20 protein-coding genes are annotated in these 24,813 nt (G+C 53.7%); 4 read left to right on the top strand and 16 right to left on the bottom strand.

Going from position 1 to position 24,813, the window contains the following annotated elements:
• Nucleotides 1–70: 70 nt before the first annotated feature.
• Nucleotides 71–1,246 carry a cation:proton antiporter gene (locus GP473_RS04080; RefSeq protein ID WP_186277184.1) on the top strand — a complete coding sequence of 392 codons (1,176 nt, stop codon included), beginning with the start codon at nucleotides 71–73 and terminating at the stop codon, nucleotides 1,244–1,246.
• A gap of 147 nt (nucleotides 1,247–1,393) precedes the next feature.
• Here GP473_RS04080 and GP473_RS09465 read toward each other — a convergent pair whose 3' ends face one another.
• From GP473_RS09465 to GP473_RS04070, 3 genes are read right to left on the bottom strand one after another with little or no spacing between them, the layout of a single operon-like run.
• Entirely contained in the window at nucleotides 1,394–1,897 is a 504-nt protein-coding gene (locus tag GP473_RS09465) for an MFS transporter (protein ID WP_246394910.1), read from the bottom strand.
• A gap of 17 nt (nucleotides 1,898–1,914) precedes the next feature.
• On the bottom strand, nucleotides 1,915–2,703 hold the full coding sequence (locus tag GP473_RS09460; protein ID WP_246394909.1) for an MFS transporter: 789 nt from the start codon (nucleotides 2,701–2,703) through the stop codon (nucleotides 1,915–1,917).
• The gene (locus GP473_RS04070) at nucleotides 2,700–4,064 is read right to left on the bottom strand and encodes a glycoside hydrolase family 1 protein (RefSeq protein WP_185770651.1); all 1,365 of its coding nucleotides are present in this window, start codon (nucleotides 4,062–4,064) and stop codon (nucleotides 2,700–2,702) included. The genes GP473_RS09460 and GP473_RS04070 overlap by 4 nt, the downstream gene beginning before the upstream one ends.
• A gap of 178 nt (nucleotides 4,065–4,242) precedes the next feature.
• Between GP473_RS04070 and GP473_RS04065 the strand changes: the two genes are divergently transcribed.
• Nucleotides 4,243–5,907, top strand: a complete 1,665-nt coding sequence (locus GP473_RS04065; protein WP_185770650.1) for an aspartate:alanine exchanger family transporter — start codon at nucleotides 4,243–4,245, stop codon at nucleotides 5,905–5,907.
• 233 nt (nucleotides 5,908–6,140) lie between these two features.
• Here the strand turns inward: GP473_RS04065 and GP473_RS04060 are convergent, their stop codons facing one another.
• Nucleotides 6,141–7,595 carry a glyceraldehyde-3-phosphate dehydrogenase gene (locus tag GP473_RS04060; RefSeq protein ID WP_185769708.1) on the bottom strand — a complete coding sequence of 485 codons (1,455 nt, stop codon included), beginning with the start codon at nucleotides 7,593–7,595 and terminating at the stop codon, nucleotides 6,141–6,143.
• Nucleotides 7,596–7,925: 330 nt separating this feature from the next.
• On the opposite strand from GP473_RS04060, the gene GP473_RS04055 reads away from it, so the two are divergent.
• A complete protein-coding gene (locus tag GP473_RS04055; protein WP_185769707.1) occupies nucleotides 7,926–9,692 on the top strand; it encodes a formate--tetrahydrofolate ligase in 1,767 nt (588 codons plus the stop codon).
• Between the two features lie 109 nt (nucleotides 9,693–9,801).
• Nucleotides 9,802–10,461, top strand: a complete 660-nt coding sequence (gene trhA / locus GP473_RS04050; RefSeq protein WP_185770649.1) for a PAQR family membrane homeostasis protein TrhA — start codon at nucleotides 9,802–9,804, stop codon at nucleotides 10,459–10,461.
• Nucleotides 10,462–10,491: 30 nt separating this feature from the next.
• On the opposite strand, the gene der is transcribed toward trhA, so the two are convergent.
• The 12 genes from der to GP473_RS03990 all read right to left on the bottom strand — a co-directional run bounded on the left by der (nucleotide 10,492) and on the right by GP473_RS03990 (nucleotide 24,801).
• Complete coding sequence (gene der, locus GP473_RS04045) at nucleotides 10,492–12,894, bottom strand: bifunctional cytidylate kinase/GTPase Der (RefSeq protein ID WP_246394907.1); 2,403 nt, start codon at nucleotides 12,892–12,894, stop codon at nucleotides 10,492–10,494.
• A 56-nt stretch (nucleotides 12,895–12,950) separates the two neighbouring features.
• On the bottom strand, nucleotides 12,951–13,820 hold the full coding sequence (locus GP473_RS04040) for a pseudouridine synthase (protein ID WP_185769706.1): 870 nt from the start codon (nucleotides 13,818–13,820) through the stop codon (nucleotides 12,951–12,953).
• Between the two features lie 224 nt (nucleotides 13,821–14,044).
• On the bottom strand, nucleotides 14,045–14,605 hold the full coding sequence (scpB, locus tag GP473_RS04035; RefSeq protein WP_185769705.1) for an SMC-Scp complex subunit ScpB: 561 nt from the start codon (nucleotides 14,603–14,605) through the stop codon (nucleotides 14,045–14,047).
• Between the two features lie 93 nt (nucleotides 14,606–14,698).
• Nucleotides 14,699–15,541, bottom strand: coding sequence for a segregation and condensation protein A (locus GP473_RS04030; protein ID WP_185769704.1), 843 nt, complete (start codon nucleotides 15,539–15,541; stop codon nucleotides 14,699–14,701).
• Entirely contained in the window at nucleotides 15,538–16,425 is an 888-nt protein-coding gene (locus tag GP473_RS04025) for a ParA family protein (RefSeq protein ID WP_281381145.1), read from the bottom strand. Before GP473_RS04025 ends, GP473_RS04030 begins: the two co-directional genes overlap by 4 nt.
• Nucleotides 16,426–16,574: 149 nt before the next feature.
• A complete protein-coding gene (locus GP473_RS04020) occupies nucleotides 16,575–17,534 on the bottom strand; it encodes a site-specific tyrosine recombinase XerD (protein ID WP_185769703.1) in 960 nt (319 codons plus the stop codon).
• A 4-nt stretch (nucleotides 17,535–17,538) separates the two neighbouring features.
• Nucleotides 17,539–18,195 carry an NUDIX domain-containing protein gene (locus GP473_RS04015; RefSeq protein ID WP_185769702.1) on the bottom strand — a complete coding sequence of 219 codons (657 nt, stop codon included), beginning with the start codon at nucleotides 18,193–18,195 and terminating at the stop codon, nucleotides 17,539–17,541.
• Nucleotides 18,196–18,325: 130 nt separating this feature from the next.
• On the bottom strand, nucleotides 18,326–19,996 hold the full coding sequence (pyrG, locus tag GP473_RS04010; protein WP_185769701.1) for a CTP synthase: 1,671 nt from the start codon (nucleotides 19,994–19,996) through the stop codon (nucleotides 18,326–18,328).
• A 124-nt stretch (nucleotides 19,997–20,120) separates the two neighbouring features.
• Nucleotides 20,121–21,029, bottom strand: coding sequence for a copper transporter (locus tag GP473_RS04005; RefSeq protein WP_185769700.1), 909 nt, complete (start codon nucleotides 21,027–21,029; stop codon nucleotides 20,121–20,123).
• Between the two features lie 12 nt (nucleotides 21,030–21,041).
• Entirely contained in the window at nucleotides 21,042–22,226 is a 1,185-nt protein-coding gene (steA, locus tag GP473_RS04000) for a putative cytokinetic ring protein SteA (protein ID WP_185769699.1), read from the bottom strand.
• 65 nt (nucleotides 22,227–22,291) lie between these two features.
• On the bottom strand, nucleotides 22,292–24,049 hold the full coding sequence (locus tag GP473_RS03995) for a hypothetical protein (protein WP_186277183.1): 1,758 nt from the start codon (nucleotides 24,047–24,049) through the stop codon (nucleotides 22,292–22,294).
• A complete protein-coding gene (locus tag GP473_RS03990; protein WP_185769697.1) occupies nucleotides 24,046–24,801 on the bottom strand; it encodes a hypothetical protein in 756 nt (251 codons plus the stop codon). The genes GP473_RS03995 and GP473_RS03990 overlap by 4 nt, the downstream gene beginning before the upstream one ends.
• Nucleotides 24,802–24,813 lie beyond the last annotated feature (12 nt).

Here is a 24,813-nt window from a genome sequence, read left to right as displayed (position 1 = left end):
CGAATACACTTCCGTTTAATCAATTCATAATCACCGTAGGCGCTCATGGTCGGGAGTACTATCTCCGGCTATGAGCTTCTTTCAACTAGCGATCATTCTGGCAGTTGCCATCGCCGGAACCGCTGTTGTCACACGACGTCGCGTGAGCATGCCCGTGGTCGTAGGAGAATTGGGGATGGGCGTTCTGCTCGGAGCAACTGGCTTCGGAATTCTCGACGCCAACAGGGAAGAATTCAAGTTCCTCGCAGAAATCGGCTTTATCCTCCTCATGTTCGTTGCAGGTACTCATGTCCCCTCTTTCGCAACCTTAGATAAGCACGATCTCAAAACGGGCATTTTCCGGGCCTTTCTTGTGGCTGTGGTGTCAGTCCCTCTCGGTGTGGCTTTGAGCAAATTTTTCGGCACGGGTCACAGCGCGCTCTACGCAGTGTTGATCACGTCATCCTCTGCAGCTCTCATCCTGTCTGCACTGGGAAACTACCCGCTCGATGGCCCTTCTATGCGCCAAATGATTCCTCAAATCGCCCTGGCGGACGCCTTCTCTATCCCTGTTCTTCCTCTCGTACTGCGACCGGATAAACTCCTCCACACAGCACTCGGCGCACTTGCAATCATCGCTTGCGCCGTCGTTTTGTACGTCGTGCTCAAATATCTGGTAAACAACGGCTACGAACAGCGTTTTCGCACATGGTCCAAAGCCAAGGAAATGGTTCTCGAACTGCGCATTTCCCTCGTGATCATCTTTCTTTTGGGAGCGCTAGCACAAACTACTGGAGTCTCCGTCATGTTGGCTGGGTTCGCTGCAGGTCTCGCAGTTGGCGCCGTAGGTGAGCCCAAGCGGCTCGCCAAGCAAATGTTCACCCTCTCAGAGGGACTTTTTGCACCAATATTCTTCGTTTGGTTCGGCGCATCACTCAATCTCCGTCAACTGGTGGAACATCCTCACATGATCATTCTTGGCATTACGCTCGGCGCCGCAGCATTTCTTGCTCACATAGTCCCGGTGCTCACCGGACAGCCCCTCACGATAGCTCTCATGACGGCAGTCGAAATGGGAGTACCTGTGGCAGCTGCGACCACCGGCAATCAATTGGGAGTTCTCCATCCCGGTGAAGATGCCGCGCTTATGCTTAGTGCTCTCATCACGGTCGCTGTCACCACCGTTGTGGCTACACCTGTCGAACGCGTAATCCAGCGTGAAAGCGCTGCAATGACGTCGAAGAAGGTGACACATAAACGAACATGACGGAGGGCCACCGAGAACCCGCGGTCTCACACGGACGAAACGATGCCGCCCTGGCAACCTACGAACGGCATTTCACCGGTGACGTGGAGCTGCGCGGGCGGTCGCACATTCAGAGCCTTTTGACGCGGGGACTTTAGCGATCCACTCTTAGCGCGAAGACCGTACTGGCACGACAAGCAGCGACCCGAGGATGCAGACACCACCGCACAAAAGGTAAAGCCCTGGATATCCGCCTAAATAATTCAGTGCTAAGGCCGCTATCCCCCCGGAAAGCATATTTGTTATCCCCACGGTCAACGTCATGATGGAGACATCTCGCGCACGGTTTTTCTCGCTAGGCAGAGCCTCATTGATGAGTGCCTGATCCACAGAGGTGAACACTCCCCACGCCAACCCCAGAATCACTGCCGCGATGATGACTGGTGCCAGCGTCTCGGCCCACGCCATGACGATAGTGGCACTGGACACGCTCCATGAAGCGATAATGACGAAAATCTTGCGGCGATGCAGTTTGTCCGAAAGGCTACCGCCGACAATCGCGGTGATGATAGTACAGACTGCGTAGATGACCGTCAGGAGCATCACTCCTTCATCGGGGTTAGCCACACCGATGTGATCCTTCAGGTAGTACAACAGATAGAACAGTGCCACGTAGTTGCCTATATGCACTACAAAACGGGATGCAAAGACCCACCAGTAATCGCGGTACGCTCCTTTTCCAAAGAAACAGCAGTGTTAAACACGGATTCGGTCGCATCATCACCGTACTGATCGGCGTGGCGCTCAGCCTCTAACAACTTTCGCAGGCCAGGCCCCGTAGCCATCTGACATACGAGCACCATTAACAAACCCGCTGTGATGTAATAAGCCGGCGCCAGAGCCACGGCAGAAGCCACAACCGTACCCAAAACTAGCCCCAACGTATACGTAGCCCCCAACACCCCAGAGATCATGCCAAATTGCCGTTGCGGTGCTACGTCCGGTCCTAGAGTCAACAGATTGTTTGTCACAAAGGCCATGAATATTTGAAACACAGCCCACAGCCCCACCAACAGAGCGAAATTCGGTGAACCTGGCATGAGAGCTAAACAAGCAGTACAGATCGCAGTCCCCGCCAAAATCCAGGGCATACGGCGCCCAATTTTGCTTCTTGTTCGATCTGATAGATAGCCCGTAAACAAGCTGGTAATCACCATTGCTGCTCCACCTATCATCATCAATAGGCTTAGGGCATTTTCTTTATCCTCTGGGCGCAGAATCATCAACTGGTTACCCAGGAGTAGCTGCGACGGAGCCGCCCAGCCAATACATGAGCCAAAATATGCGAGTCCGTATTGTGTGAGCCACGTCCTCGAAACATCTGGCCTCTGATTGACGTCTGTACTCGTGCGGGTAGTAACCTGTTGCTGGTGCTGTTCGCTCGGCGTGTGGCTCTTCGGGGGTTTCACATCCGTCATCGCACCGACTCCTTGCCTGGTTGGCTGAGAGGTACACCTCGTGGGTAGCCCTCGGGTTCAGCGTAAGTCTCCCAGTGTTTTGCGGTCACTGCGCCCGATCGAATTATGTCGCGTAGCAGATAACCGCTGGGTTTCACGACGCGATCGAGGGTTGTCGGTTCCATCGCAACGATGCCAAAACGCTGTGCCATCCCCTCCGTCCACTCCCAGTTGTCCACAAAACACCAGTGATAGTAACGCTCAATGGGCACCCCGGATTCGCACGCTTGAGCCATCGCTGTGATGTGATCCAATAGGAAACGACACCGAAATCGCTCGAGTTTACCGTCCGCTCCGTTATCCGCGGTTCCATTTTCTGTCACCCAAATTGGCAGCTGGTAGCGGGCATTGAGCCGTCGCGCCGACTCCACCAGCCCTTCCGGAAATATCTCCCAGCCCAAATCATTTACAGGAACATCCGGAAACGTCCCATCGCTCATACCCGTAACGGCAGTGCGGGAATAGTAATTGATACCGATAGCATCAGCATAAAAACCGGGTGTGATCTGGGTCTTGGGTTCACCCAGGAATGCAGAGAACTTCCCCACTACAAACGAGTCTTCCACAGCGCGGTTGAACAATGCATCGTCAATCCACGTAAATGCTTTGTGCACCGGATTCTTAGGGTTCATAGGAGCAAAGGCGCGGACATGATGGGCAAAAGCCACACGCACGCTCCTGCCTGGGCTGTCGAGCATGTCATGGATGAGCTCGTAACACTTGATGTGAGCCATAGCCATGTTGCGCAACGTACAGCGCAAGCGCCTCCAGTTTGCCTTACCCCCTGGCGGGGTTTCGTTGAATAAAAAGGCTTGAGTAGCATACACATTCGGTTCGTTGATTGTGACCCAGTCATCCACAATGCTTCCCAAATGCTCCACCACTACCCGGGCGAAGCGGAGGAAGATAGACACATTTTCTTCCCGTGTGAACGCTCCCAAATCTTCAAACCACAACGGGTGACTGAAGTGGTGAAGAGTCACGAGAGGCTGCACGCCTCTTTCTTTCAGATCTTGATATTCCTGCACATAACGTTGTAGCGCTTGTTCATCAAAATGCCCGGGGCGTGGCTCTATTCGCGCCCACTCCACAGACACCCGGGCGATTTGCAGTTCCAGGCTCTGCATCAGTTGGTTGTCTTCTTCCCAACGTACCCAGTGATCGGTCGTTGGATTGGGGCTTGTACCATCTACTACCCGTCCTTGTTCGGCCCATCTAGTCCAGTTACTCGGAGGCATTGTGCCTTCAATCTGTGTGGAGGCGCTGGATGTACCGATAGCAAAAGGCACGCGAACCGAAGCTGAGTGATCACTCGTTGACATCATTCTTTTAGCTTAAAAACTTCACCGGCCTTTATTCGTCTTTTTCTTGAAAAACTCATGAGCGGTGAAAGGCATCTGGGTTTACAAGGCGTGACAACTCAAAACGCAACACCCTCCTACCCCTGATAGAGAGAAAGCAGACAACAAAAGTGGCAAACTCTACATTGACATGAATGCATTGTTGGATTTCCTCGCAGAACAACCACTAATCACCCTCGTCGTGATTTGCGCCGTCGGATTCGCACTGGGGCGTATCCGTGTGTTTGGCATAGCTCTGGGACCAGCGGCGGTGCTCTTCGTCGCTTTGGCACTTTCTACGGCCAACCCGGACATACAGATGCCACCGCTGCTCTATCAACTGGGCTTATCGATCTTCGTCTACACCATTGGACTCACCGCAGGTCGTGCATTTTTTGCCGACCTTCCCCACCGTGGCTGGAGATTGAATGCCTTCGTCGCTATTTTGCTCGTCACCTTGGTCGCTGGATCTTTCGCAATCACTAAGCTCATACATCTTGACGGAGCCACCGCCGCAGGTACCCTTTCCGGAGCTCTAACCAGTACCCCTGGCATGGCAGCTATTGTGCAGGTCTTGGAGAATTCCGCCCGCGATCTCGCAGCCAACCCCGTAGTCGGGTATTCCTTGGCCTACCCAGGAGGAATCCTCGGCGCAATCGCTGTCGCGGCTATCGGCGCAAAGGTACTCAAAGTCAACCACGTGCAAGATGCCCTCGACGAAGGCATACTCCATGCTCCTCTCGAACACCGAAGTGTGCTATTGCGCGACGGCATCGGTGGAACCATCGACGGTCTGCGTCGATTCTCCGGGGCGGACATTATGGTCTCACGCATCATTCATCCGGATCCTGATACCATCCGTTTGCTCACCAACAGTGACGAGCTGGTGCCGCTAGCGACCGATGATCTCGACGAAGAACTAGCCCATGATGAGGCCGAGGCTCATGGTGGAGCGATTCTCGTCATCGCTGGAACACCCCAGGAATTAGATAAGGCCATTGCACTGCTGGGCGTGGAGGTTCCCCTAGAGATCACAAAATCAGATATCAGCTACCGTCGTATGACAATCTCTAACCCTGCGGTAGCTGGTCGAACCATTAAAGATATCGATCCGCTCTCCCACGGTTTCCTCATTACGCGGCTGCGCAGAGGCGACGAGGATGTCGTTCCGCACGACCACGATGTACTACAATTCTCCGACCGTGTTCGCGCCGTAGCTCCTGCCCATCGGATGAAGGATGTCGAGCGTTTCCTCGGTGATTCAGAACGCTCTCTGGCAGACGTGGATCTTTTCCCATTCAGCTTGGGACTCGCGCTGGGGCTGCTTTTGGGTGCGGTGCCCATACCACTTCCAGGGGGAACTCATATGTCGCTAGGGTTCGGCGGCGGCCCAATCGTCATCGGTCTCGTCCTCGGCGCGCTGACCCGCACAGGAAAAATCCAATGGCAAATGCCCTATCACGCTAACCGTTCCCTCGGAGGACTTGGCCTCGCACTGTTTCTCGCGGGCGTCGGTACCACGGCTGGTCAAGGTTTCCGTAATGCACTCACAGACCCGTCGTCCCTGACCTATATCGCCGTAGGCTTTCTCTTCACCGTCACCTCCGCTCTCGTGTGCGGCGTCGTAGGCACAGTATTCATGCGCCTACGCTGGGATGAAGCAATGGGTGTGGCAGCGGGAGTCTCCACAAACCCCGCATTCCTGGGCTATCTCAACGGACAAACCGGAACAGAATTAGCAGCACGGGGTTATACCACCGTCTACCCGACAGCCATGATTGGTAAGATTCTTGGCTGCCAGATCCTCATCCTTCTGCTTCTTTAAGCGCGTGTGCTACCGCCGCTTGACTTATCGAACCTCCGCGTAGCACCGGGGCATCGCTCGCCGGACGGGCTGGGTCAGACAGGCAGATTATCTACTCACATAGAGTTTGCCCACATACACAACCCCTGGAGAAAACACTCACCACTATGTGTGGGAGTATCCCCAGGGGTTCTTTCCGCTTATGCACTTGTGAGCTGAAAACAGATTCCTTGTGGGTCTATCCGCCACTATCGCTATACGTCGTTAGCCTCACGACGAGTAGGGAGAACCTGTGGACGTACTCCGGCGATCTCTTCAACAATACGAATAACCTGGTTGGAGTAGCCGAATTCGTTGTCGTACCACACATAAAGAACCAGGTGGTTTCCGGAGGCAATGGTAGCCAGACCATCCACAATGCCTGCATTGGTCGTGCCCACAAAATCGGTAGAGACCACCTCCGGGCTCTGAATGTAGCCGATCTGTTGGCGGAGATTCGAGTGCAAAGAAACACGGCGCAGGAAGTTGTTTACCTCCTCGGCTTCCACCTCAGTCTCAAGGTCGAGGTTCAGGACGGCCATAGAGACGTCGGGGGTAGGAACACGGATGGCGTTGCCGGTCAATTTACCCGCGAAATCCGGCAGAGCCTTAGAAACAGCTTTCGCCGCGCCGGTGGCAGTGATCACCATGTTCAGACCTGCCGCGCGACCGCGACGCTCGCCCTTGTGGTAGTTATCGATGAGGTTCTGGTCATTGGTGAAGGAGTGGACAGTCTCAACGTGACCGTGCTTGACACCGTAACGATCAGCAATGACCTTGAGCACTGGGGTAATACCATTGGTCGTACACGATGCGGCGGAGAGAATCTTCTCATCATCTTTAATATCACCGTGGTTGATGCCATAGACGATGTTAGGGATGTCTCCCTTACCCGGAGCCGTCAGCAGAACACGAGAAACTCCCTTAGACTCCAGGTGCTTCGACAATCCTTCCCGGTCACGCCAGACACCGGTGTTGTCCACGACAATCGCGTCTTCAATACCGTAGGCAGTGTAGTCGATATCAGATGGGTCATTGGCGTAAATGACCTGGATGGCCGTACCGTTGGCGTAGATGATGTTCTTGTCCTCATCCACCGTGATGGTTCCATCGAAGGCCCCATGTACGGAATCGCGGCGCAATAGCGATGCGCGCTTTTTAAGATCTCCGGCGCCTTTGGAACGGACGACTACAGCGCGTAGACGTGCGCCGCCATACATAGCCTCGCGAGAGACCAGAATGCGAGCTAGTAGGCGTCCGATTCGTCCGAATCCGTAGAGGACAACGTCACGGGATTCGCGGCCGGTCTGCGTACCGATGACCTCTCTGAGTTGATCTTCGATGAATGCACCTAGCTCTTGCCCTTCGCCGTATTTCTCGTAACGGCGCGCGAGGGATCCGATGTCGATGGATGCGGTACCCAGATCCATCTTCACCAGTTCTTGGAGAACCGGAAGGGTCTGGCTTAGGGGCATCTCCTTTTCAACAACGCGACGTGCGTAACGGTGTGACTTGATGATGTCAATGTCAGTCTGGTTCACCAGCAATCGACCGAATATGGAAGTCACCACGTTCTTCTCGCGGTGGAGTTTGCTGATCAGCGGAAGCATCTGCTGAGCCTCATGGAGGCGCTCATTCCAGTCGTTCTGGTGCTGCTGTGGAGTCGTCATGGATCCTCGTTAGTCCGTTGAAAAATCATGGTCCCGGGGGTGTCCGGGCTACCCTCTGATTCTAGGTGTCCACATGTGGGTTTTCTGTAATGTTCACACCCAATTCTTTCCCCTGTTTGTGAATTACGGCACCTTGATCCTCGGTATTGTTCCAGCTCACCATTGTTTTCTGGACACGACGCCACCACCGGCAACTTCAGCAATATCTCACTCAAACGCTCAGTGGTCTCTGCACATAGCTGCAGCTACTACCGAAAAATTGCGCTTCTTTTATCCCTATCTATGCCTATCTCAGTCAGGGCAGTAAAGACACTTCGTTATGGTTGAACCATGACCACTTCTGTTGCTAACAACGCTCTCGATACACAGCCATCAGATGTAGCAATTGCTCAAGCTCACACCCCCGAGCCCATCACCACAATTGCTGAGCGCGCCGGCATTCCCGAAGAAGCACTTATCCCCTATGGTCACACCAAGGCCAAAATCGATGTGCCACGGCTCAAAGAACTCAAGGGATCCCCTGCGCAGCGCGAAGGCCGGCTCATTCTGGTCACCGCAATGTCTCCTACTCCCGCAGGCGAGGGAAAGTCCACAGTACTTATCGGATTAGCTGATGCAATGCGCCAAGCGGGACACCGCACAATGGTGACGCTACGTGAGCCCTCCCAGGGTCCTGTGATGGGAATCAAGGGCGGCGCCGCCGGTGGCGGATATTCTCAGATCGTCCCGATGGAAGACATCAACCTGCATTTCACAGGTGACCTTCATGCTATCGCTGCAGCGACCAATACCCTGGCTGCACTAGTGGACAATCACATTCATCAGGGGAATGCCTTGGACATTGACCCTCGCCGCATCAGTTGGCGGCGTTGCCTTGACGTCAACGACCGCTCTCTGCGCAACATCATCACTGGCTTAGGCGGCCCTGCGCAGGGAAGTCCCCGAGAAGCCGGTTTCGATATCACCGCCGCTAGCGAAATAATGGCAATTCTTTGTTTAGCGACCGATCTTGAGGATCTCAAAGCACGCATCAGCCGCATCGTTATCGGGCAAAATTACAACTTGGAGCCGGTCACCGCGGGAGAAATCGGTGCGGCCGGGGCGCTCACAGCGCTTCTTCGCGACGCCATAAATCCAAACCTCGTACAGACCCTCGGGGGGACACCAGCTCTTGTCCACGGGGGACCTTTCGCGAATATCGCTCATGGCTGCAACTCACTCATAGCGACTCGTACAGCGCTAGGACTCGCTGACGTGGTATTAACCGAGGCGGGTTTTGGATCTGACTTGGGGGCAGAGAAGTTCTTCGACATCAAGACACGTGCGGGAGCACTCGATGTTGCCGCTGCCGTTGTAGTGGCCACCATCCGTTCGTTGAAGTTCAATGGTGGCGTAGTCCGCGCGGAACTTCAAAAGAGCAATGTAGAAGCACTTCAAGCAGGTTTGGTTAACCTCGAACGGCACACGTCCAATATCCGGAAGTTCGGTGTGGAACCAATTGTTGCCCTCAATCTCTTCTCTTCCGATTCCGATGAAGAACGCGAGGCCATGCGTACATGGGCGCACGATCATGATGTTCGGATGGTGGAGACTCAAGTATGGGCGCATGGAGGAAAGGGCGCCATTGAACTGGCAGAGGTCGTTCTCGAGGTCGCGGGGATTGGTGGTGCGATGGACGAGGTGGCGTCGAAGAAAGAAGTCTCACAGAAGACAAAGGCACAGGGGGAACACACAATTTACGACCCCTCACATGGTACGGTGAGCACCCTCCGCACCATCGCGCGCGAAATCTACGGTGCTAGTGATGTCGAGCTGAGCCTGCAGGCACGCAAGGACCTGGCCTATCTCAAAGCCAATGGTTGGGATCAGCTCCCCGTCTGTGTCTCCAAGACGCAGTACTCCTTCTCGGATGACCATACTGCCCTGGGAGCACCGGAGGGACACACCCTGCACGTGCGCCAGCTGATACCACGCACCGGGGCGGGCTTTGTTGTGGCATTGACCGGGGACGTCATGACCCTGCCAGGACTGCCGAAGGCTCCTGCTGCGCAGGGAATCGACGTGGATGTTGAGGGTGTCATCAGCGGCCTGTTTTAAGGCTAAACTCATAGCTATGCCCTCGACAACTAAACAGCATGGGTCTATGCCAACCAGCCAATTAAGCCGCGCACGTCGGATCGCCTACGATCGAGGACCCCGCCCTTGGATGCGGGGGCGCCTGCACAGTGCCGCTGCGTGGTACTTCGGAGGCACAGGCACAGCATTAACCGTGGTGACGGCGGTGGCCAATGGAGCCAGCCTCATGACTTTATTCACCGCGATCTATGCACTATGCCTCGTGGGGATGCTCATGGTCAGTGCCCTCTACCACCGGGCTCCGTGGCGTTCCGCCGAAGCCATCGATGGTTGGCGGCGAGCCGACCATGCGATGATCGCTGTTTTTATCGCCGGCACCTACGGTCCCTTGACCATAGGTGCTTTTGGCACCGATTTCTTCGTGGGGCATGGACTCTTCAATTTTGGCGGATTATGGATACTCCCTGTGTGCTGGATCGCCGCTATTGCCGCCGTCGTTCTCAATATCTTCTGGATTAACCATCCACGCTGGCTCGATGTCGTCGTCTACCTCACCTTGGGGTGGCTTGCCGTTATCGGCGCAATGGGCTACTTCAACTCATTGGGTGTAGCTGTCACCCTTCTGATGGTGCTCGGCGGGGTGGTCTACTCCGTAGGCGCCATCGTGTACGCCAGAAAATGGCCGAACCCTTCAGAGCGTTGGTTTGGATTCCACGAGGTGTTCCACGCAGCTACCATCGTGGCTGCCGTGCTTCATCACGTGGCAATCTGGCTGGTAGTGTTGAGCTAACTTCACAGCTCCCACCCCAAAATCCTCACCTCATTTTTTCTTTCCGCGCTTCTCCCTCACTCGCACTGCAATCCGCACTGGGGAGCCCTGGAAACCGAAAGTTTCGCGGAATTTCCTTTCCAGGAAACGGCGGTAACCATGCTCCAGGAAACCAGTCGTGAACAGCACGATGACAGGGGGCTTGGTGGACGCTTGCGTAGCAAAGAGAACTCGAGGGAGACGACCACCTCGCATTGGGGGTGGTGTCTCCGCAATAACCGTGCGGAGCCAGTTGTTCAGCTGACCGGTGGTCACGCGCTTATCCCAGCTTTCCAAAGCCTCAATCATGGCTGGTTCAAGCTTCTGGAGCGCCCGACCCGTTTTCGCGGAAATGTTCACGCGGCGTGCCCAAGGAACGTGTGCCAGTTGCTGTTCGATTTCGCGCTCTAACAGCTCTCGACGGTCTTCATCCACAATATCCCACTTGTTATAGGCAACCACCAAAGCTTTGCCAGAGTCTAGGATCATGCGCAGCACACGTTGATCTTGCTCAGCGATGGGCTCTGATGCGTCGACTAGGAAAACGGCCACTTCGGCTGAATCAATCGCCGCCCGGGTGCGTAGAGATGCATAAAACTCATGGCCGCGGGCAGTCTTAGTCTTCTTGCGAATTCCCGCAGTATCCACAAAACGCCAGGTCTTCTCCTGCAATTCCACGATGGAATCGACGGGGTCGACCGTCGTGCCCGCGACGTTATCCACTACAGAGCGTTCTTCGCCGGTGATCTTATTCAGCAGGGAGGATTTGCCCACATTTGGGCGTCCGACCAACGCCACGCGGCGTGGCCCAGAGACGATCGATGTTTCTCGCGGCGTATCCGGGAAGTCTCGCAAAACCTGATCGAGAACATCAGCAGCACCACGCCCGTGCTGAGCGGAGACCGGGTAGGGATCACCCAAACCGAGCGACCAGAACTCAGCCATATCCGCATATTGGTTATCTGAGTCAAACTTATTGGCCACCAGGATCACTGGAACATCGGAACGGAGCAGCTTGCGCGCAATAACTTCATCAGTGGAGGTAATTCCGACCTTCGTATCCACTACAAAGACGATGACGTCAGCCGTCGCCATAGCAGTTTCAGCCTGGCGAGCGATTGCTCCATGAATGCCCTTAGCATCGGGATCCCAACCGCCAGTATCCTGCACCCAAAAACGCCGACCAGACCATTCACCCAAATAGGAAATGCGGTCACGAGTTACACCTGGGAAATCCTCCACCACGGCTTCACGGCGGCCTATGAAACGATTAACCAGGGTTGATTTTCCCACGTTAGGACGACCAACAATAGCGACGGTACACAGAGCTTCCTTTTCCACCTCGTCGGACCCGAGCACGCCGAAAGCCTGCTCTACCGCGTCCCAATCAGTCTCGCCATCATCACTGGCCAGCAGGTCGAAGTCTTCTGCGTCCATGAGAATAGAACCTTCGTCCATCTGGTCGTGCACGTCGCGTCCGGGATCATCCCTGGAATCATCTTCGAACAGGCCTGAGACGGGTGCGAAGTCCTCGCCGGCAGTATCGGGTGCGAAGTCCTCCGTAGTGACGATGTCACCATCGATAGTACGGAACACTAACTCGTCCACGTCGGAGTATCCGCTGAAATCTTCCTCTGCACAGTCTTCGTCGAAGTGGAGGTCGGCGGGATGGTCTTCCGAGGCAATCGCCAACTCAGCGAACTTTTCCACGACCTCGTCGATACTCATGTCACTGGTGTCCAAGATAATAGCGTCCTGTGCCGGCTTCAGCGGGGATACGGTTCGACTCGAATCCGCCTCATCTCGACGGACAACATCGGCGAGAACAGTATCGAAGTCTATGGTTCGACCTGCCGCAAGATCTTGGTCGTAGCGGCGTTGAGCCCGTATTTCGGCAGAAGCAGTCATGAAAATCTTCAAAGGCGCGTCCGGCAAAACGACAGTGCCTATATCACGCCCTTCAACTATGCACCGGCCAGCAGCTAGAGCCATCGATCGTTGGAGAGCGACCAAGTTCTCGCGTACTTCCGGAATCGCAGCAACGGCTGACACGTGTCGAGTCACTTCTGCACCGCGAATTTCTCCGGAGACATCCTTCCCATCCAGGAGAACCTCAGTCGCGTACGGATCCTCATTCACCTGCAAAGGCAGTACGGACGTCGCTTCGACAATCTCGTGAACTGCACTGTGGTCATTGGCATCAAAATTCTCGAGATCGATGCCTTGCTGTAAAACGTATAGGGTTGCAACTCGGTACATCGCACCGGTATCTAGGTATTTCGCCCCCGCGGCCTGCGCCACGCGCCGGCAAACGGTAGATTTTCCCGTGCCGGATGGCCCGTCCACTGCGAGGATAAAACCACCCTCGACCAGGTTATCGACGGTTCTTAAGTACGTGAGGTTGCTTGCGCTCATCTCCCTCTCCATGCCTTCCATGAATGTTCTTCCTATTACGGCGTGATCAGGGTGCTCTACAGCCCCACGGCCTTATATAGACTGGTGAGCTCTGCACGGTTAAGCGCACGGACACTACCAGGTTTCTGTTCACCAAGTTGTACGGTATGGATCTTGGTGCGTACTAGAGCTTGAACCGGGTAGCCCAGCTCTTTCAACATACGGCGCACGATGTGTTTGCGCCCCTCATGTAGCTCGATCTTCAGCAAGGATTTACCTTGCCACACATCGACGATCTGCACGGCGTCAGCACGTGCAATGCCGTCTTCTAAATCGACTCCTTTTTTGAGCTCGCGAACAACTCCGCGACCGACTTCTCCCAATACAGTCGCCATGTAAGTTTTAGAGATCTGATATTTGGGGTGCATGAGACGGTTAGCCAATTCGCCATCATTAGTGAGGAGCAATAGCCCTTCAGTGTCCGCATCGAGGCGACCAACGTGAAAGAGGCCTTGTCCTTGTTTCAGGGTGATATCCACCAATTCGCCGACGCAGGGGCGTCCTAATTCATCCTTCATGGTCGAGTGCACGCCTCGCGGCTTATTGAGAATGAAATAGGCCAATTCATCATTAACCTGAATACGCGTACCGTCTACGCGCACAACATCGGTATGTGGGTCGATGCGCACGCCCATTTGTTGGACGACCTTGCCATTGACTTCAACGCGCCCGGCAGCAATCAGCTTTTCACTCATCCGCCGGCTCGCCACACCAGCTGCGGCAAGGACCTTTTGTAGACGCACTTTCTCAGAACCGCCCTGAAGAGCCTGTTTCTTCTGTTGCTCCGTGACATGCTGACGTTTGGCCGGCTTAGCTTTGGATATGTAGAGATCAGATTCTTTGGGAGCTTTTTCCGGTGTGCCGTCTCGGCGAGCGGGATTGTTCATTTGTGTGTCCTTACAATGCTAGGAATGTGGGTGTCTGCCCTGCCACGCTGAATGGGTCCCCGTGCCACCATGCATGAGATGCCCCACCGCTTCGGGCGAAGATTGCTTCTAGCGGCAGTCTAGCAGGGATGACGTCATTTCCTTGTTCTGAACATCTCGGGTGTAATTCTCAGCCTTCGATGTAACAGCAGTCAGCCCCAACACCTCCGGAATTTCCCGGGGTATCAGTCATCGATGTCATCGACCTCGGGCAATAACGGAGCTAATTCAGGTAAATCCTCAAGCGAGTCCATGCCCAATTGTTCAAGGAAAAGATCCGTCGTCGAATACAGGTGCGCACCAGAACTTTCACCTGTTTCTGCGATCAATCCGCGCAATGTGAGTGTACGGATCACTCCGTCGCAATTAACGCCTCGTACTGCAGCCACTTGTGCTCTCGTGCACGGCTGGCGATATGCGATCACGGCTAGTGTTTCTAAAGCCGCACGCGATAGTTTTTGCTGGGTCCCATCTAGAAGTTTTGCCTCTACTATGTCCGAGTTTGTGCGGCGCGTATATAAACGCCACGCATCGTGTAGTTCGCGTAGTTCAAAACCTGAATTTCGCATATCGAGTTCATCGGCAATCTCGATTAATACGCCACGAACATCCTCGTCGCTCACTACCTCGTCCTCAGATGACAAGACACGAGCCAACTCCTCAGTGAGAATTGGTTCATCGCTGACCAACAGCAGAGATTCCACCCGACTGCGCAGTAGGCTCACGGGTGGAAGCGGCTCGTTCATGTCTGTCTTCTCCTATTTTGCTTGAACCATCTGGAAAAACACGCTTTATTCTTGAGCATTCTAAGATAAAACGTGCCAGCGGTGATTCCGCAATTAGCTCCAATTTGAGGCGGCTACAACGGCCGGATCCACATCAAGTCCAGTCCACGCTATGTTCATTTCTTCCAATGGCTCGGGCTGTTCGATGCCGATAGCCCGAGCCTTATACAACTCAAGCAGCGCAAGGAACCGCCCGACCACGGTCATGGAAATCTCGCAATCGGCGATGAGGCTGTGAAAACTCACCCAGTGGTTTTTCCCAGCTATTTTTAGGGTGCTGAGAATATGGCCTGCTTGCTCCGGCACGGAGACTGGCACGGTGTGGATATGACCCGTATCCACCCCAGAGGGGCGTGGCCTAAAAACAGCAGCAGCTATTTCAGCGAAGCTATCCGGAGTGTGCCCTACCCTCACGGGAGGTAAGAGATTTGCGTGATGTTCCTCGAGGGTTAATTCTGCTGGATAGCGCCGAGCCGCAGCTCGCTGCCACTCGGCAAAGACGTCAGCAACTGCCTTGTATGCCTTGTATTGAAGCAGCCGCGCAAACAAGAGATCCCGTTGTTCTAGCAGCGCAAGATCTTCTTCGTCTTCTACTTCCCCACGAGGCACGAGCCGTGCCGCTTTGAGATCTAACAAGGTCGAGGCAACAACGAGGAACTCCGTGACTTCATCCAAATCCTCCGCTGAACTGGATAATCCCTTGGTGTACGCAATGAATTCATCGGTAACGGTAGCGAGAGCAACTTCCGTGATGTCCATTTTGCGCGAGTGAATAAGTTGGAGAAGCAGATCGAACGGCCCATCGAAGTTAGCCAGAGCGACGCGAAAACCCGTTATTTCCGGCTGATATGGGTCCTCTTGGGGCTGGGTTCCGGGGGTTTTGTGGCTACGTGTCACGGTAATGAGGCAATGCGTTCGATGACTTCCTTGGCCAGGTTTTCATATTGGATAGCTCCTGAAGATGTCGGTGCCCAGGTATTAATCGGTTCGCCGGCTACAGAGGTCTCGGGGAAACGAACCGTCCGCGTGATGACGGAGTCAAAAACCTTATCCCCGAATGCCTCCACGAGACGCTCCATGACCTCCCTTGAATGAATGGTTCGCCGGTCAAACATAGTAACTAAAATGCCGAGAACTTCGAGTCGGAAATTCAAACGATCCCGAACTTTGTCCACCGTATCCATCAAAAGAGCCAAACCGCGTAGGGAGAAGTACTCAGACTCGACAGGGATGATGACCGAATCTGAACAGCTCAAGGCGTTCACGGTAAGCAATCCGAGGGACGGCTGACAATCGATGATGATGACGTCATAGTCTTTCATCACCGGCCGCAGTGCCCTGGCAAGTGCCTGCTCGCGTCCTACCTCATTCACTAACTGGATTTCAGCGGCAGAGAGATCGATATTAGCGGGTACGACATCGAGATTTTCCACTGGGGAGGCGTGCAGGGCATCGAGAATAGACGTGGAGCCATCTACAAGGAGGTTGTAGACGGTGATGTCTAGCTCGTCGTGGCTAATGCCGAGCCCAGCCGACAGCGCTCCCTGAGGGTCGAGATCAACGAGCAAAACTTTACGGCCAAATGCCGCAAGGGATGCTCCCAGATTAATGGTTGACGTTGTTTTCCCTACGCCACCTTTCTGGTTGCACATCGAGATGATCGTCGCGGGTCCGTGGGAGTCCAACGGCTGCGGTTCTGGAAGCTCGCGCAGTTCACGACCCGTTAGGCCGATCTTCTGCTCGGGCTTTTCGAACAACGCGTCTGATCCGGACACAGTCAAGCCCTTTCCCTTGTCTTAAGATCTAACAAGCAGGTCACACAGTGCCATCACCTAGGACAGCGACGCTGCAGCTAAATTACACGTTCCAGATTAGCAGCCCTCGCGCCCAGGCATATAGCTATCGACGGAGAACACATGGTCTAGCTCTATTACACACGCGGATGGCTGGTCTGCCACATCTCGCGGAGGTGTTCCGGTGTCACCTTCGTATAGATCTGCGTCGTCGCAACACTCGCATGCCCCAATAGTTCCTGAACAACCCGCACGTCAGCCCCACCTTCAAGAAGGTGGGTTGCGAAACTATGCCGCAAACTGTGTGGCGAGACGTGCCCTAGACCTGCGCGCTCAGCTGCTCCAGACACTACTTTGAAACCACTTTGTCGGCCCATCCGCGCTCCATTCCGGTTAAGGAATAAGGCTGGACTCCCCTTCTTATTCAAGGATGGTCTGCCGCGTACAAGGTAATGTTGAAGAGCGTCTATCGCTGGCAAGCCCAGCGGAACAATTCGCTCTTTTCCTCCTTTGCCGCGAACCACAATAAGCTGATTCTTCACGTCTATATCGTCGACATCCAGTTCTAAAAGCTCACTGATACGAGCGCCCGTTGAGTATAGGGTTTCTACCAAGGTTCGATCCCGCAGCTGCAAAGCAGTAGCCGAATCGTCACACGGGCAAGCCTCGATCAATCGCACAACCTCGTCGACAGTTAAGGCTTTAGGAATACTGACCCCCTGCGCTGGTACAGGGACGCTTGCCGCCACGTCCGCGTCGAGTAAGCGCTCCTGAACACCGAAACTGTGAAGTCCCCTGATACTTGCAAGCATGCGTGCTGTGGAACTCGCGGCCATATTCTTGTCTCTGCGAAGATGAATGAGGTAATCCTCAATCTCGGAAGTCTCCACCTCCTTCAGCGACTTACTTCCTAACCATTGAGTATATTTCTCCACATCTCGGCGATAATTGCTCAAGGTATGCGGCGAAAGATCCCGCTCTGTTCTCAGATGGCGCAACCAGCGTTGCACAAGCCTTTCATTATCGGAATGACTCTGCGTCCCTTCTAGATCCGAGCGATACTGCGTGCCTTTACGAGGGCGAGACTGAACTACCACGCGTTTAACACTCCACAATCAGCTTCATATCATCACCGGGATTGGCCTTGGGCGCCCGACGCTCCGCTAATGACGAATGATAGTTGTACCCTTCATCCACACAACGTTCCGTCCCCACCGCCAAATGCAAAATTGCCGCAACTGCAATGGCGTTATCTACAGTCCCATTTTTTACCCATTCAATGGCTTGGGAAAGTTCAACCCATTCTTTGTCAATGTCCGCCTCTTCCCCTTCAGGCACCGGAATATCAAAAGTGGAAAGGTCTTCACTAAGTTCCTCCGCCTTGTATATGCGACACATTTCCTCAGCAAACCCTGGAGATGTCACTACATCACCAAGAAGATGCCAGCGAGCAGCAGCGAAACCTCCCTCCTCAGCAAGTTCACGTTGAGCGGCACGCAATGGGTGCTCCCCCGCCATATCGAGCAAGCCAGCGGGAATCTCCCATAAATAACGCCCCACCCCATGGCGGTATTGACGAATCATCAATAGTTTGCCGTCTCGAAGTGCCGCCACAGCTACCGAACTGAAATGCTCCAAGATTTCACGCTTAGCCGGGCCCGTTGATGTGTTGATGGTATCCCGCCGAACAGCCAGGATTGGACAATCCAACAACAGTTCACTGTCTTCTACGGTGTACGGATTCTCGCCTGAAGTCATAGCGTCGAGCTTAGTCTGACCTGAGACAAAACTCCTCGAGCTTCGATCTCCTGAGATTCTCAGCTCAGGGGATCTCCCCACGATTGCTGTTCCTCTTGTTAGCTGTGAGAACCACTCAGCAATTCAGAGCTCAGGAAATATCAATACCCTTGTGATTCATCGCTGCGTCGATAAGCCCTTGGAACAACGGATGAGGACGAGTCGGACGCGATTTATACTCCGGGTGAGCCTGGGTAGCCACAAAGAATGGATGCTGTTCTTGTGGATACTCCACAAACTCCACCAGTTGCCCATCAGGTGACGTACCAGAAAACTGCAGCCCCGAACCATCTGTAATGCGCTCCCGATACGTGTTGTTGACTTCATATCGGTGGCGATGCCGCTCAGCGATATCAGTTCGGCCGTATAAACCAGCGACAACCGAACCTTTCTCAAGCGTCGCGGGATACGAACCCAGACGCATGGTGCCACCCAGATCAGCATCACCGGAAACAGCAGCCATTTGCTCCTCCATCGTGGAAATCACTGGCGTCGTAGCATCGGGATCAAACTCAGTAGACGATGCATCTTCCAAACCCGCTACTCGAGCAGCTTCAATCACAGCGCACTGTAAGCCTAGGCAAATACCCAACAGAGGCAGTTTGTTTTCGCGTGCATAAGAGATAGCACCGATCTTGCCCTCAATGCCGCGAATTCCGAAACCTCCCGGTACAACAATGCCATCGAGCCCCTCCAGTGCTTTCTTCACACCCTCCTTGGTTTCGCAGTCATCTGACGCTATCCATGTGACAGTGGCCTTAATATTACGTCCGAAACCAGCGGCACGTACCGCCTCTGCAACTGATAAATACGCATCGGGCAGATCGATGTACTTCCCGACAATGCCGATTTTCACCTCACCACCTGGGTTATGGACGGAGTCCAGCAGCCGTCCCCAGGTTGACCAATCAACATCCCGAAATGGAAGATTCAATCGTCGTATGACATAGGTATCAAGATGCTGCGAGTACAGAACCTTGGGGATGTCATAGATGGAGGGAGCATCTGGACAAGCAACTACCGCCTCTATATCCACATCGCACATGAGAGCAATTTTGTCCTTCATGGCCTGTGGAACATCACGGTCTGCACGCAACACTAAAGCATCCGGCACAATACCGATGCTGCGCAACGCTGCAACGGAATGCTGTGTGGGCTTGGTTTTTAACTCGCCAGACGGTGCAAGATAAGGAACCAGAGAGACGTGTATGAACACAATATTGTCACGTCCAATCTCTTGCCTTACCTGACGTGCGGCTTCAAGAAATGGTTGAGATTCAATATCGCCAACGGTGCCGCCAACCTCAGAGATGACCACATCCGGAACTACACCGTCGTCGTCTGGCTGGGCCATCGCAAGAACCGAGTTCTTAATCTCATCGGTGATGTGCGGAATCACCTGAACTGTTTTGCCGAGAAATTCCCCGCGACGTTCTTTAGCGATGACATTGGAGTACACCTTGCCAGTGGTGACGTTCCCCGCGGCGGAAAGGTTACGATCCAAGAAACGTTCGTAGTGACCGAGGTCGAGGTCAGTTTCTGCCCCATCCTCGGTGACAAATACCTCACCGTGTTCAAATGGATTCATGGTTCCGGGATCCACATTGAGATATGGATCCAATTTCTGCATGGTGACGCGTAAACCACGGGCGGATAATAACTGACCCAGACTCGCGGCAGTAAGCCCCTTGCCTAGAGAAGATGCCACACCACCGGTGATGAAAATGAACTTGGTGCTGTGCGCTGCACGGTTGCCGGACAAAATGCTCTCCCAACGAAGGGCGGGGCCGTGCCAGAACAGCTGATGACGCAGCTATTTTATTCTGCAACAAAAAGACCCCGCAGGTGGATTACCTACGGAGCTTCAGGATAACACAGGTTTGGTATTACTCAACAGTCTCTTTTGTGGCGTTGGAGGCCGAGCCATAATGTCCAGCTCTGTCATCCTTCTGTTCACGCAATGCACGTATCACAGTGATACGCCCAGCTTCGGTGTCAACATTATCGACGGTAGAGAGGTTCCCCGCTGCGTCGTGGTTGTCACGGATTTTAGCCACTGCACCGTTTTGCTCGGCAGACTCGTAGTCACCTGCAACCACTACCCCAGCCATTTTGGAATCTAGTCCTTTGGCAAAGTCCGCCAGAAAGGACGTGGCGTAATCGTTATCCTCGGAACCTGACACGATGAGCGCTAGATCAGCCGCTGCCGGTGGCTTTCCTTGATAGGCAAGCAGGTCAGCATTCTCCAGTGCACCTAACGCGACAGCGCGGTCCGAATCAGCAACTTCCTTATCTCCTGTGTGGAGGGCACCACCGATAAGTTGCCCGGCGTGCATCCCGGGAGTTCGGTTTTCTTCATCGAGCTTCACGCCCGTTGGTAGGGAATTCGCTGCCAAAGACTTCACCTGATCCCCGCTGTCGGTATTCAGGACCTTTTCCGTTAACTGGACTGTACCGGACAAGTTTCCACCAGCGGCTTTGATCAAAGATTGGATATCTCTGACGAAATCAGCGTTGGCGTCGGGCGTGGTGAAAATAACGACGCTGAGGCTCTTTAGTTCATTTTTTACGATGTCTCCGGAAACTTCACTGAGTACAGCGTCGGAAACAGCGTTGTTGCCTTCAGCTGCTTGACGGGCATGGCGTTCCGCTTGCAACTGATTTTCTGTCTGGTAATTACTACCGGCCGGGCCGCCTTCAACGTTTGGGGCTAGGGCGTAGAAGCCGAAAGCGGTGCCCAGGGCAATGCCGAGCCCTAAGCCGGCGATGACTTTTCCCGAGGATCCTCTACTCATGCGTTCGAGCTCCTAGTTTTCTTTGAAGAGGTTTTGGAAACTGATTGCTAAGTTGTTCCAGGAGTTGATGAGGTTCTGTACGAAGCTGTCGTCGCCACTGAACCCAGCAATGAAGACGATGACCGCGAGTGCCAAGAGGATGCCGAGAATTGCCCAGATCCATCCGCCTCCGGACTTGGAGACACGGTAGAGTTCGGCAACTGCGGAAGAATCGACAAGTTTGGGCCCTACCCGGAGACGAGACATCAAGGCAGAAGGCGTGTTTTCCGACGAGGCCTCGTTTAGTAAGTGATCCAGATCCATGGCTTCTCCAAGGTGTACGACCATGGATGCACCGTGGTATTGGGCCAGTAACAGAGCCAGATCTGTTGGGTTGTCAGATGCGGCGGGGAAGGTCATTGCTCCCACTCCGAGGTCTTGAATCCTTTCCAGTCCCTTGGCGTGCCCGTCGGGTTCAGCGGGAAGGACAACTGTTGCGCCTGAACGTAGACCTGCTGAGGAGATGAGTTCTGGGTCGCCGACAATGACGGCCGGGCGGTGGCCTTCATCGATAAGTTCGTCGACAACTTTGTCGACAGCGATGATTACAGGGTTGTATTCCCGTAAGAAGAACCGCAACTCTTTGAGTTTGCTTTTGAGGTGAGGGTCTTCGGAGATGACCATGACTTTACGGTCTTCCATGTCTACATCGATGTCTGGGATTCCCAGACCATCGATGAGTAATGGTGCTTCGCTGCGAACGAATTCTGCAGTGTTCCCTGAGAGGGCCTCCATGTGGTCGCCTAGCGCTTCGCGTGCTTCTTCGAAGCGCGCCGAGGCGGTGTCCATATCGAGGATCTCCCCACCACCGATGGAGCGGTCTCCGTAGTAGAGTTTGCCCTCGTTGATGCGGCCTTTTTTGCCGTTCTTCACCTTTTTACCTACGGAGGCATCGGCGTTTTCGACTAGTAGTGTGCCCTGATCCAGCAGGAGTTGTGGCCCGAAGTTTGGCACCTTGCCTGTAGTGAATTGCTGCAGATTAACCACGGCAGCTACTTTTGCGTCGATGAGGCGTTGCGCAAAAGCACGGGACATGTCCGGTGCGTCAACGACGGCAATGTCACCTTCATGGAGCTTGGCCTTGTGATAGCCCTTGGGACCGGTGAGGTCACGTGTGACACCGTTGATGCCAGGAAGGTCAGAGCGGGAGAAAATCATGCCAAATATTTTGTTACAACTGTGACTCCTGTTGCGTTAGGCGCGCCGACAGACCCTTGCTGTTTCTACTTAATAACTTGCTTCACGGTGCGCTTTTTCTCTCCAAGGAATTGACGAGTGAAGTAGTCTTTAACTCCTGGAGCCCATTGGCCCCTCCCAAAAATCCCGGCTCGAGTTTTGGCGTCGCGTATACGTGCACGTGTTGAGTTTCCTGCGTTGTAAGCGGCTCTTCCATTACTGCTCCCACCTGTCCCGCCGGTCGCCATTGCTGGGTGTCGGGTCTGTGCTGTGGATTCATAGCTGTGGGTCCCTGTGTTCAGGCCACCTATCTTGCCGCCATTACCTGTTATTCCTCGATTATTCCCTGCGGAAGGAAGGCTATTGATTCGCCCGTTAACCGAACCATTTTCACCCACGCGACCACCAACTATTGGGTGAATGTTTTGAGGAGAAGCGAGACCGGTGCGAACGGATCCATTTGCTATCCGACCTGCGCTGGGTAGGAGAGGAATAACTGGCCGCCTTCCCAGACCTTTTGCCGCCGCAGTTTGAGATGTACTTGTTTGGCCGACGCCACCTCGAACCGAGGACAGCGATCTGACGGTTGCCAGCCCTGATGTGTGAGTCTGTCCCGCATGTGGTTGGCTGAGTACTCCAGGGTTAGCGGGGGCGTGATTCCCCGCTGACAGGCTATTTGGCGCTGTGATGTGTGAATTACTCGTGAGATTCGTTGCGTTGACTGGACTAGCACTCTGAGACGGGTTTGGCACTTTCGTTTCTGCTGTTGAAGCTGGCGCGACAGAACCGCTGGGATCGGGGGTGTCCCGGATTGCATTGTGTGTCCCCGTTTCTAGGTTATTGATAACGGCCGAAGCTGGGCTCGGCAGCCCTCCGTGGGGTGTATGGACATCAGTGTGCTGCGAACTTGTAGATGTAGTAGAAAGGTTGAGGATTCCGTTGCCTGTATGTCCGATTACCGGCATTCCAAAATTCGCTACGGGCGGTTTGAGAGTCTCTAGTGATGGTTGGAGCTGACTGGAGACGAAGTTTGCAACTGCGGCTTGTTGAACCGCTTGTTTTTCAAGCGGATTTTGAATCGTGGCTGTAGTTGCTTGAATGTTCCGCAATGCAGCCAAGTTAGCAATTCTTACGGCTGGGAACTTTGCAATGGAATCTGCCATAAGTTTGGCATTGGTGGCGACAGTACGTCCCAGTGTAATTACATCGGTAATTGCTTCTCGAGCCGCATCAAAAGAATAACCCTGAGCAGCGACGGCAATGGTGGACGCCGCTGTCTGTAAAGCTTCCATGGATACCATTAGCTCAGAAGCAACCATAGACCATTCGGCTGCCATTTGCATTGGAGCGCCATCATTACCTTCAAACATAGTTATCAATGGCTCCAATGGAGTGCTGGCTTCCACCACCGCAACAGGAGTTGCATAAAGAAGATTACTGATCGGCTTAAACAACCTCGGGGGCATAGGTACATCCACGTGCACATCGGGCAATTCGACAACAGAGTTCATCCGGTCGAACGATCCAGCTGAAATCCTATCCTGAAGGTCAAAAGCCGTGATATGCGACGTGAACATCTCTTGTAACCATTGGATGTCACCCTGCAAAGACAAGACAACGTTCTCTACCGAACCGACTTGCCCACTAAAAATACTTTGATATTGTGTAAATGCATTAGATAATGACGGCAAACCGGTAAAAACCCCAAAATTTCTTGCCGCACGGGCCACATCAAACAAAGATAAGTTTGCGCCCTGCAATAACTGGCCGATTGACCGCATAGAAGTCAAATCAAAGACGATCACTTAGCCCCCTCCAATATCCCCAGATTTTTAAAAGTCCAATACAGATTGTAAGAACGACGGCAAGCTTCCTTGAAGCCTTTACTCTCGCCAGGTAAAAGACTCGATATCAGGATAATCGAATCACTTGCTTCAATTTCCTCCACCGCAACACAGTGCAAGTCTACCTTTGCACCCGGAACTCTGCGAACAATGTTACTTGTTTTTGGTCCGAAATTATAGTCAATTGAATCAAAATTTGGCCTGCCCGATATTCTGATCATCTCTATAGAGAAGAAAGCATTAAAAAAATCGTTTTCTTTCAACTTCAATTCAAAATCACAGGAGTAAAGTCTAGGCGCGTTGACTCCCTTTCGGTTCTCGAGCCCCATAGACTCCATTCGAGCAACTAGTTCATCACTGCAAATATCCGGTTGGCCAGTAAAAGCATCCGCTGCATCGTTAGGTCCAAGCTGCCCCAGGAATACCGGATCCCCCACGAATTCCTGGGACAGCCAGACAAGTCGTTCCCACGGATCTGTAGGTTCTGTCTCGAACCAGATCCCTTCATACCCTTCCGGTTTGAGCATCCGTCCGTCCTTTGTGACCACTGGAGCAGCGCTCTTTGTACCACCCTCAGTATGGATCACTTCCCCCTCAGACTTTGCAGGCATGTTGGTCTCACCAACGCCACACCCAGCAACAAGGCCCCCAACCATTGCCGTAGCAATCACAACATTCAACGTTGTGCTTGTTTGCCGGATGAAGCGCCCCATATCCCAACTGCC

Origin of the sequence: Corynebacterium anserum (assembly GCF_014262665.1) — a bacterium.
Lineage (GTDB): Bacteria > Actinomycetota > Actinomycetes > Mycobacteriales > Mycobacteriaceae > Corynebacterium > Corynebacterium anserum.
The sequence above is the reverse complement of the archived record's forward strand: the minus strand, read 5'-3'. Positions and strand labels throughout refer to the sequence as shown.

Excerpts from the sequence above, each read along its gene's own strand:
- GP473_RS04080 (WP_186277184.1), top strand. The coding sequence starts at position 71 with ATGAGCTTCTTTCAACTAGCGATCATTCTGGCAGTTGCCATCGCCGGA.
- GP473_RS09460 (WP_246394909.1), bottom strand. The coding sequence starts at position 2,703 with ATGACGGATGTGAAACCCCCGAAGAGCCACACGCCGAGCGAACAGCAC.
- GP473_RS04070 (WP_185770651.1), bottom strand. The coding sequence starts at position 4,064 with ATGTCAACGAGTGATCACTCAGCTTCGGTTCGCGTGCCTTTTGCTATC.
- GP473_RS04060 (WP_185769708.1), bottom strand. The coding sequence starts at position 7,595 with ATGACGACTCCACAGCAGCACCAGAACGACTGGAATGAGCGCCTCCAT.
- GP473_RS04055 (WP_185769707.1), top strand. The coding sequence starts at position 7,926 with ATGACCACTTCTGTTGCTAACAACGCTCTCGATACACAGCCATCAGAT.
- trhA (WP_185770649.1), top strand. The coding sequence starts at position 9,802 with ATGCGGGGGCGCCTGCACAGTGCCGCTGCGTGGTACTTCGGAGGCACA.
- der (WP_246394907.1), bottom strand. The coding sequence starts at position 12,894 with ATGAGCGCAAGCAACCTCACGTACTTAAGAACCGTCGATAACCTGGTC.
- GP473_RS04040 (WP_185769706.1), bottom strand. The coding sequence starts at position 13,820 with ATGAACAATCCCGCTCGCCGAGACGGCACACCGGAAAAAGCTCCCAAA.
- scpB (WP_185769705.1), bottom strand. The coding sequence starts at position 14,605 with ATGAACGAGCCGCTTCCACCCGTGAGCCTACTGCGCAGTCGGGTGGAA.
- GP473_RS04015 (WP_185769702.1), bottom strand. The coding sequence starts at position 18,195 with ATGACTTCAGGCGAGAATCCGTACACCGTAGAAGACAGTGAACTGTTG.
- GP473_RS04005 (WP_185769700.1), bottom strand. The coding sequence starts at position 21,029 with ATGAGTAGAGGATCCTCGGGAAAAGTCATCGCCGGCTTAGGGCTCGGC.
- steA (WP_185769699.1), bottom strand. The coding sequence starts at position 22,226 with ATGATTTTCTCCCGCTCTGACCTTCCTGGCATCAACGGTGTCACACGT.
- GP473_RS03990 (WP_185769697.1), bottom strand. The coding sequence starts at position 24,801 with ATGGGGCGCTTCATCCGGCAAACAAGCACAACGTTGAATGTTGTGATT.